The sequence below is a fragment of the Comamonas sp. 26 genome, from assembly GCF_002754475.1.
In the GTDB taxonomy this organism is placed as follows: Bacteria; Pseudomonadota; Gammaproteobacteria; order Burkholderiales; family Burkholderiaceae_C; genus Comamonas.
Map to the genome: position 1 here is coordinate 3119189 of NZ_PEFL01000001.1, position 10272 is coordinate 3129460.

Consider the following 10272-nt stretch of genomic DNA (forward strand, 5'->3'; position numbering starts at 1 on the left):
AATGTCACTCGCTTTTTACCGGTCTGCTCACGCCCTCCCCGTAACTTCAGGCCAGCGCCTTGCACGCTATGCCGCCTTGGCCCTGCTGTCCATCAGCAGCATGGCCTGCACGGCCAAGATGCCGCTGCCGCTGCCGTCGTCGCCCACCGCTCCAGCGGGTCAACTGCAAGTCTCCAACCCCACGCGCAGCACTCAGGGGTTTAGCCAGTGCCCCCAGTTCTTTGCAGGCGGCAAGCCTCCAGTTCTCAACGATCAGCCCAAGCTGCGTGCACTTTGCTATGACGCATTTGCCATTCTGCACAGTGGCCAGAGCAAGACACCCGTCTTTGTCGCCCAGCGCTTGAACAAGGCATTGGTGGAAGACGCAGACGAAAAACGCACCAACAAGTTCTTCAGCGACGCCCGCCTGCCCCGCGACGAACGGGCCGAGCTGGACGACTACAAGCGCTCCGGCTACTCACGCGGCCACATGGCACCTGCCGGTGACATGCCCACTGCACAGGCCATGGCCCAGAGCTTTTCACTGGCCAATATGGTGCCTCAGTCCAGCAAACAAAACGGCGGCCCCTGGGCTCGCATCGAAAAAGACACACGCAGCTACGCCCAGCGTGCTGCTGGCGATGTCTACGTCATCACCGGGCCCGTATTTGCCGCGGATACGAGTGCCGTCGGAAGCAACCAGGTACGAGTCCCCAGCTTTCTGTACAAGCTGGTCTACGACGCCCAGAACCAACGCGCCTGGGCCCACTGGCAAGCCAATGACGATGCCGCCCGCGTAACCCAGCCCATCAGCTACGAAGAATTGGTGCGCCGCACCGGCATCGAGTTCCTGCCCTCCACAGCACTACGCAGCGCAGGCAAGATCCAGCAGGTTTCCGCACCTGCATCTGTCCTGCAACGCTAAGCCTGCTCTTCAAACAACAAAAGCCTGCTGGCTATGCCAGCAGGCTTTTTGCATTGCATTCAGTATTTAGTTGCCGGGCTTGAGCAATTCCAGCTCATCCGCCGTCAGCCAGCGCCATTCGCCTGGCGCAAGATTTTCCGGCAACACCAGCCCACCAATTCGCCAGCGGTGCAGACTTTCCACGCGGTTGCCCACGGCAGCCAGCATGCGCTTGACCTGGTGATACTTGCCTTCAGTCAGCGTCAAATCCAGCACATGCGTATCAATCAGCTCGCATGCGGCAGCCTTCACAGGCTTGGGATCATCATCCAGCACCACGCCATCCAGCAGGCTCTGCACCTGCTTCGCATCGACAGGATGCTTGCAAGTCACGCGATAGACCTTGGAGACATGCTTTTTGGGCGACGACATGCGGTGAATGAACTGACCGTCATCGCTGAGCAGCAGCAAGCCCGTCGTATCCTGATCCAGGCGGCCCACCGCTTGCACGCCCTGCACGGCACCCTTATTGGGTCGCAAGCGCAAAGGCGGTGGCAGCAGGCTGTAGATGCTGGGGTGAGCTGAGGGCTTTTGGGAGCATTCGGTTCCAGCTGGCTTGTGCAGCAGCACATAGCCCAAAGCGTGATACGCCCATTCCACGCCCTGCACCTTAAAGCTCATCCCCTCAGGATCAATGTCCAAAGTGGAGTCAAGCACCACATCCCAAGACTCGGTCTCGGTGTTCCACAGCTCCACCCAGCCCTGCTGCACCAAACCGGAGCACACACGACGAATGCCAAAGCCCTGTGAATACAACATATCCTGCAGCTGCATGCCTGATTCCTTCTCTTTGTCCACTACTGCGCAAGCAATATCAAGAATACTGATTTATCAAATAAAAAACCCCGTAATCTTTCGATTACGGGGTTTTTCTCTGTAAGAGCCTGACGATGACCTACTTTCACACGGGAACCCGCACTATCATCGGCGCTAAGTCGTTTCACGGTCCTGTTCGGGATGGGAAGGAGTGGTACCAACTTGCTATGGTCATCAGGCATAAACTTTTTGTCAGATTGATCGCTCTTCGATTAACTTCTTAATCAAAGCTCACTTTCAATCCAACGAATTCATAGAGTCTCGATCAGCTTATTCGATTGCGCCTTTTTGGCATAACTTGAATGATCACTTGCATGATTCATTCTGTCTTTTCATTTCTGAGCTAAACCCAAAGTTATAGGGTCAAGCCGCTCGGGCAATTAGTACTGGTTAGCTTAACGCATTACTGCGCTTCCACACCCAGCCTATCAACGTCGTGGTCTACAACGACCCTTCAGGGGGCTCAAGGCCCCGGCAGATCTCATCTTGAAACGAGTTTCCCGCTTAGATGCTTTCAGCGGTTATCTCTTCCACACTTAGCTACCCTGCGATGCCACTGGCGTGACAACAGGTACACCAGAGGTGTGTCCACTCCGGTCCTCTCGTACTAGGAGCAGGCTTCCTCAAATCTGCAGCGCCCACGGAAGATAGGGACCAAACTGTCTCACGACGTTTTAAACCCAGCTCACGTACCTCTTTAAATGGCGAACAGCCATACCCTTGGGACCGACTACAGCCCCAGGATGAGATGAGCCGACATCGAGGTGCCAAACACCGCCGTCGATATGAACTCTTGGGCGGTATCAGCCTGTTATCCCCAGAGTACCTTTTATCCGTTGAGCGATGGCCCTTCCATACAGAACCACCGGATCACTATGTCCTGCTTTCGCATCTGCTCGACTTGTCAGTCTCGCAGTTAAGCACGCTTATGCCATTGCACTATCGTCACGATGTCCGACCGTAACTAGCGTACCTTCGAACTCCTCCGTTACGCTTTGGGAGGAGACCGCCCCAGTCAAACTGCCTACCATGCACTGTCCCCGATCCAGATAATGGACCAAGGTTAGAACCTCAAACGCACCAGGGTGGTATTTCAACGTTGGCTCCATGTGATCTAGCGACCACACTTCAAAGCCTCCCACCTATCCTACACAGATCCGTTCAAAGTCCAATACAAAGCTACAGTAAAGGTTCATGGGGTCTTTCCGTCTTTCCGCGGGGAGATTGCATCATCACAAACATTTCAACTTCGCTGAGTCTCAGGAGGAGACAGTGTGGCCATCGTTACGCCATTCGTGCAGGTCGGAACTTACCCGACAAGGAATTTCGCTACCTTAGGACCGTTATAGTTACGGCCGCCGTTTACTGGGACTTCAATCAAGAGCTTGCACCCCATCATTTAATCTTCCAGCACCGGGCAGGCGTCACACCCTATACGTCCACTTTCGTGTTTGCAGAGTGCTGTGTTTTTATTAAACAGTCGCAGCCACCAATTTTTTGCAACCCCTTTTAGCTCCGTTTGTTCAACTTCACTGACTTGGGGTACACCTTCTCCCGAAGTTACGGTGTTAATTTGCCGAGTTCCTTCTCCTGAGTTCTCTCAAGCGCCTTAGAATACTCATCTCGCGCACCAGTGTCGGTTTGCGGTACGGTCGTCAATAGCTGAAGCTTAGTGGCTTTTCCTGGAAGCAGGGTATCACTCACTTCGTCTGCAAGCAGACTCGTTATCACCCCTCATCTTAGCCCGGCGGATTTGCCTACCAGGCATGACTACAGGCTTGAACCAACATATCCAACAGTTGGCTGAGCTAACCTTCTCCGTCCCCACATCGCACTATTGATCGGTACAGGAATATTGACCTGTTTCCCATCAGCTACGCATCTCTGCCTCGCCTTAGGGGCCGACTCACCCTACGCCGATGAACGTTGCGTAGGAAACCTTGCGCTTACGGCGAGGGGGCTTTTCACCCCCTTTAACGCTACTCATGTCAGCATTCGCACTTCTGATACCTCCAGCATCCGTCTCCAGACACCTTCACAGGCTTACAGAACGCTCTCCTACCACGTGCCATAAATGACACATCCGCAGCTTCGGTAACTGGCTTAGCCCCGTTACATCTTCCGCGCAGGACGACTCGATCAGTGAGCTATTACGCTTTCTTTAAATGATGGCTGCTTCTAAGCCAACATCCTGACTGTTTTAGCCTTCCCACTTCGTTTCCCACTTAGCCAATTTTAGGGACCTTAGCTGGCGGTCTGGGTTGTTTCCCTCTTGAGTCCGGACGTTAGCACCCGGTGCTCTGTCTCCCAAGCTGTACTCGTCGGTATTCGGAGTTTGCATAGGTTTGGTAAGTCGCCATGACCCCCTAGCCTAAACAGTGCTCTACCCCCGACGGTAATACTTGAGGCACTACCTAAATAGTTTTCGGAGAGAACCAGCTATTTCCAAGTTTGTTTAGCCTTTCACCCCTATCCACAGCTCATCCCCTAATTTTGCAACATTAGTGGGTTCGGACCTCCAGTACCTGTTACGGCACCTTCATCCTGGCCATGGATAGATCACTTGGTTTCGGGTCTACACCCAGCGACTGATCGCCCTATTCGGACTCGATTTCTCTGCGCCTCCCCTATTCGGTTAAGCTTGCCACTGAATGTAAGTCGCTGACCCATTATACAAAAGGTACGCCGTCACCCCTTACGAGGCTCCGACTTTTTGTAAGCATACGGTTTCAGGATCTATTTCACTCCCCTCCCGGGGTTCTTTTCGCCTTTCCCTCACGGTACTGGTTCACTATCGGTCGATGATGAGTATTTAGCCTTAGAGGATGGTCCCCCTATATTCAGACAGGGTTTCTCGTGCCCCGCCCTACTTGTCTGCAGCCTAGTACCACCGATCGGTTTTCACATACGGGACTATCACCCACTATGGTTGGCCTTTCCATGCCATTTTGTTAACCGGTCGACTATCACTGCAAGGCTCTTCCGAATTCGCTCGCCACTACTATCGGAATCTCGGTTGATGTCTTTTCCTCTGGGTACTTAGATGTTTCAGTTCTCCAGGTTCGCTTCGCATGACTATGTATTCATCATGCGATACCTCTTGCGAGGTGGGTTCCCCCATTCAGAAATCTCCGGATCAAAGCTTATTTGCCAGCTCCCCGAAGCTTATCGCAGGCTATCACGTCTTTCGTCGCCTATCATCGCCAAGGCATCCACCATATGCTCTTAGTCACTTGACCCTATAACTTTGACGTCTCTTGCGAAACACAAAGCTCTAGATTTCAAAGACTGGTGAGGTCTTGCACCTCACGCGTTATGCCGTAATGTGAATATCTTTGGCTGTATCTTTCGATACAGCTTAGAGAATATTCGTCATTACTAAATATCTTTGCTTTCGCAAAATATTTGTTTTGACGCAATCAAAAAGTTGCTGATGGCACGGTGCACAAACCTTGGTTTGCGCTTTCCACCAGCAACGCTGATTTCGACTCTATGAATTTTTAAAGAACAGCCTATTGATCAAAGATCAATATAAAAGCAGTCTGCTTCAGACTGCTTTTATATTGAATTTCTGTTTTCTTGCTTCTCAACCTCATGCCTTGCAACATCTGCTGAGCCAACGATTATAGCACCTTCAGGCGCTATCATTTTTAAACTTGGTGGAGGATGACGGGATCGAACCGACGACCCCCTGCTTGCAAAGCAGGTGCTCTCCCAGCTGAGCTAATCCCCCAGGATCCTCTTGCACTGGCATTGGAATCTTGGTGGGTCTAGTTGGGCTCGAACCAACGACCCCTGCGTTATCAACACAGTGCTCTAACCAGCTGAGCTACAGACCCATTCCTCAACACAACAAGCAAGTTTCCTTGCCTATCAAGCTTTGGCTTGTTCCAACAACCGATAAGTGTGGACGTTCAATTTAAAGCAGCATTTTTCCAGAAAGGAGGTGATCCAGCCGCACCTTCCGATACGGCTACCTTGTTACGACTTCACCCCAGTCACGAACCCCGCCGTGGTAAGCGCCCTCCTTGCGGTTAGGCTACCTACTTCTGGCGAGACCCGCTCCCATGGTGTGACGGGCGGTGTGTACAAGACCCGGGAACGTATTCACCGTGACATTCTGATCCACGATTACTAGCGATTCCGACTTCACGCAGTCGAGTTGCAGACTGCGATCCGGACTACGACTGGCTTTATGGGATTAGCTCCCCCTCGCGGGTTGGCAACCCTTTGTACCAGCCATTGTATGACGTGTGTAGCCCCACCTATAAGGGCCATGAGGACTTGACGTCATCCCCACCTTCCTCCGGTTTGTCACCGGCAGTCCCATTAGAGTGCTCAACTGAATGTAGCAACTAATGGCAAGGGTTGCGCTCGTTGCGGGACTTAACCCAACATCTCACGACACGAGCTGACGACAGCCATGCAGCACCTGTGTTACGGTTCTCTTTCGAGCACGAAACCATCTCTGGTAACTTCCGTACATGTCAAAGGTGGGTAAGGTTTTTCGCGTTGCATCGAATTAAACCACATCATCCACCGCTTGTGCGGGTCCCCGTCAATTCCTTTGAGTTTCAACCTTGCGGCCGTACTCCCCAGGCGGTCAACTTCACGCGTTAGCTTCGTTACTGAGTCAGTTAAGACCCAACAACCAGTTGACATCGTTTAGGGCGTGGACTACCAGGGTATCTAATCCTGTTTGCTCCCCACGCTTTCGTGCATGAGCGTCAGTACAGGTCCAGGGGATTGCCTTCGCCATCGGTGTTCCTCCGCATATCTACGCATTTCACTGCTACACGCGGAATTCCATCCCCCTCTACCGTACTCTAGCCATGCAGTCACAAAGGCCGTTCCCAGGTTGAGCCCGGGGATTTCACCTCTGTCTTACATAACCGCCTGCGCACGCTTTACGCCCAGTAATTCCGATTAACGCTTGCACCCTACGTATTACCGCGGCTGCTGGCACGTAGTTAGCCGGTGCTTATTCTTACGGTACCGTCATGACTCCGGGATATTAGCCCAGAGCTTTTCGTTCCGTACAAAAGCAGTTTACAACCCGAGGGCCTTCATCCTGCACGCGGCATTGCTGGATCAGGCTTTCGCCCATTGTCCAAAATTCCCCACTGCTGCCTCCCGTAGGAGTCTGGACCGTGTCTCAGTTCCAGTGTGGCTGGTCGTCCTCTCAGACCAGCTACAGATCGTTGGCTTGGTGAGCCTTTACCCCACCAACTACCTAATCTGCCATCAGCCGCTCTAGTAGCACAAGGTCTTGCGATCCCCTGCTTTCATCCGTAGATCTCATGCGGTATTAGCTACTCTTTCGAGTAGTTATCCCCCACTACTAGGCACGTTCCGATGTATTACTCACCCGTTCGCCACTCGTCAGCATCCGAAGACCTGTTACCGTTCGACTTGCATGTGTAAAGCATGCCGCCAGCGTTCAATCTGAGCCAGGATCAAACTCTATAGTTCGATCTTGAATTTAAAGTCTTTCGACTGCTCACTCACTTGACGGAATCAAGAAGAATAAATTCTTCAATAATTACTGTTTTTGTGAGCGCTTGATACTCCGAAGAGTTTTGTTCCGAAGAACTGGCTGCTTGCCATCAAACGCCCACGCTTATCGGCTGTATTTTTTTAAGGAACCGAGAACTCAAAACCGGCAGAACCACTTTTGAATTTCGTTGCTTGCTGTGATCAGCGAAGCCTTAGATTTTAGCACTGTTTTGCAGCACTTTAAAAACGTTTTTGCGTTTTCTTCTCACCCCTCTTTCGAAGAGAGAGAAGAAAACGCCTGGCGTGAGCCAGGCGTTTTGGCGTAAGAGCCTGACGATGACCTACTTTCACACGGGAACCCGCACTATCATCGGCGCTAAGTCGTTTCACGGTCCTGTTCGGGATGGGAAGGAGTGGTACCAACTTGCTATGGTCATCAGGCATAAACTTTTTGTCAGATTGATCGCTCTTCGATTAACTTCTTAATCAAAGCTCACTTTCAATCCAACGAATTCATAGAGTCTCGATCAGCTTATTCGATTGCGCCTTTTTGGCATAACTTGAATGATCACTTGCATGATTCATTCTGTCTTTTCATTTCTGAGCTAAACCCAAAGTTATAGGGTCAAGCCGCTCGGGCAATTAGTACTGGTTAGCTTAACGCATTACTGCGCTTCCACACCCAGCCTATCAACGTCGTGGTCTACAACGACCCTTCAGGGGGCTCAAGGCCCCGGCAGATCTCATCTTGAAACGAGTTTCCCGCTTAGATGCTTTCAGCGGTTATCTCTTCCACACTTAGCTACCCTGCGATGCCACTGGCGTGACAACAGGTACACCAGAGGTGTGTCCACTCCGGTCCTCTCGTACTAGGAGCAGGCTTCCTCAAATCTGCAGCGCCCACGGAAGATAGGGACCAAACTGTCTCACGACGTTTTAAACCCAGCTCACGTACCTCTTTAAATGGCGAACAGCCATACCCTTGGGACCGACTACAGCCCCAGGATGAGATGAGCCGACATCGAGGTGCCAAACACCGCCGTCGATATGAACTCTTGGGCGGTATCAGCCTGTTATCCCCAGAGTACCTTTTATCCGTTGAGCGATGGCCCTTCCATACAGAACCACCGGATCACTATGTCCTGCTTTCGCATCTGCTCGACTTGTCAGTCTCGCAGTTAAGCACGCTTATGCCATTGCACTATCGTCACGATGTCCGACCGTAACTAGCGTACCTTCGAACTCCTCCGTTACGCTTTGGGAGGAGACCGCCCCAGTCAAACTGCCTACCATGCACTGTCCCCGATCCAGATAATGGACCAAGGTTAGAACCTCAAACGCACCAGGGTGGTATTTCAACGTTGGCTCCATGTGATCTAGCGACCACACTTCAAAGCCTCCCACCTATCCTACACAGATCCGTTCAAAGTCCAATACAAAGCTACAGTAAAGGTTCATGGGGTCTTTCCGTCTTTCCGCGGGGAGATTGCATCATCACAAACATTTCAACTTCGCTGAGTCTCAGGAGGAGACAGTGTGGCCATCGTTACGCCATTCGTGCAGGTCGGAACTTACCCGACAAGGAATTTCGCTACCTTAGGACCGTTATAGTTACGGCCGCCGTTTACTGGGACTTCAATCAAGAGCTTGCACCCCATCATTTAATCTTCCAGCACCGGGCAGGCGTCACACCCTATACGTCCACTTTCGTGTTTGCAGAGTGCTGTGTTTTTATTAAACAGTCGCAGCCACCAATTTTTTGCAACCCCTTTTAGCTCCGTTTGTTCAACTTCACTGACTTGGGGTACACCTTCTCCCGAAGTTACGGTGTTAATTTGCCGAGTTCCTTCTCCTGAGTTCTCTCAAGCGCCTTAGAATACTCATCTCGCGCACCAGTGTCGGTTTGCGGTACGGTCGTCAATAGCTGAAGCTTAGTGGCTTTTCCTGGAAGCAGGGTATCACTCACTTCGTCTGCAAGCAGACTCGTTATCACCCCTCATCTTAGCCCGGCGGATTTGCCTACCAGGCATGACTACAGGCTTGAACCAACATATCCAACAGTTGGCTGAGCTAACCTTCTCCGTCCCCACATCGCACTATTGATCGGTACAGGAATATTGACCTGTTTCCCATCAGCTACGCATCTCTGCCTCGCCTTAGGGGCCGACTCACCCTACGCCGATGAACGTTGCGTAGGAAACCTTGCGCTTACGGCGAGGGGGCTTTTCACCCCCTTTAACGCTACTCATGTCAGCATTCGCACTTCTGATACCTCCAGCATCCGTCTCCAGACACCTTCACAGGCTTACAGAACGCTCTCCTACCACGTGCCATAAATGACACATCCGCAGCTTCGGTAACTGGCTTAGCCCCGTTACATCTTCCGCGCAGGACGACTCGATCAGTGAGCTATTACGCTTTCTTTAAATGATGGCTGCTTCTAAGCCAACATCCTGACTGTTTTAGCCTTCCCACTTCGTTTCCCACTTAGCCAATTTTAGGGACCTTAGCTGGCGGTCTGGGTTGTTTCCCTCTTGAGTCCGGACGTTAGCACCCGGTGCTCTGTCTCCCAAGCTGTACTCGTCGGTATTCGGAGTTTGCATAGGTTTGGTAAGTCGCCATGACCCCCTAGCCTAAACAGTGCTCTACCCCCGACGGTAATACTTGAGGCACTACCTAAATAGTTTTCGGAGAGAACCAGCTATTTCCAAGTTTGTTTAGCCTTTCACCCCTATCCACAGCTCATCCCCTAATTTTGCAACATTAGTGGGTTCGGACCTCCAGTACCTGTTACGGCACCTTCATCCTGGCCATGGATAGATCACTTGGTTTCGGGTCTACACCCAGCGACTGATCGCCCTATTCGGACTCGATTTCTCTGCGCCTCCCCTATTCGGTTAAGCTTGCCACTGAATGTAAGTCGCTGACCCATTATACAAAAGGTACGCCGTCACCCCTTACGAGGCTCCGACTTTTTGTAAGCATACGGTTTCAGGATCTATTTCACTCCTCCCGGG

At 51.8% G+C, this 10272-nt stretch carries 2 protein-coding genes, 2 tRNA genes and 5 rRNA genes; 1 reads left to right on the forward strand and 8 read right to left on the reverse strand.

What is annotated here, in order from left to right; all coding sequences use genetic code 11:
* Positions 1 to 82 precede the first annotated feature (82 nt).
* Complete coding sequence (locus CLU84_RS14530) at positions 83 to 904, forward strand: DNA/RNA non-specific endonuclease (protein ID WP_099738036.1); 822 nt, start codon at positions 83 to 85, stop codon at positions 902 to 904.
* 66 nt (positions 905 to 970) lie between these two features.
* On the opposite strand, the gene CLU84_RS14535 is transcribed toward CLU84_RS14530, so the two are convergent.
* From CLU84_RS14535 to CLU84_RS14570, 8 genes are all read right to left on the reverse strand, one after another.
* Positions 971 to 1717 (reverse strand): 16S rRNA pseudouridine(516) synthase, encoded by a 747-nt coding sequence (locus CLU84_RS14535; protein ID WP_099738037.1) that lies wholly within the window; start codon positions 1715 to 1717, stop codon positions 971 to 973.
* Positions 1718 to 1825: 108 nt separating this feature from the next.
* Positions 1826 to 1938: ribosomal RNA gene (gene rrf / locus CLU84_RS14540) — 5S ribosomal RNA — on the reverse strand.
* 180 nt (positions 1939 to 2118) lie between these two features.
* Positions 2119 to 4998, reverse strand: a 23S ribosomal RNA gene (locus tag CLU84_RS14545).
* Positions 4999 to 5416: 418 nt separating this feature from the next.
* Positions 5417 to 5492: transfer RNA gene (locus CLU84_RS14550), tRNA-Ala, on the reverse strand.
* 29 nt (positions 5493 to 5521) lie between these two features.
* Positions 5522 to 5598 (reverse strand) — tRNA-Ile (locus CLU84_RS14555).
* Between the two features lie 100 nt (positions 5599 to 5698).
* A 16S ribosomal RNA gene (locus CLU84_RS14560) occupies positions 5699 to 7231 on the reverse strand.
* A 352-nt stretch (positions 7232 to 7583) separates the two neighbouring features.
* Positions 7584 to 7696: ribosomal RNA gene (gene rrf / locus CLU84_RS14565) — 5S ribosomal RNA — on the reverse strand.
* A 180-nt stretch (positions 7697 to 7876) separates the two neighbouring features.
* Positions 7877 to 10272, reverse strand: a 23S ribosomal RNA gene (locus tag CLU84_RS14570); the annotation flags it as partial.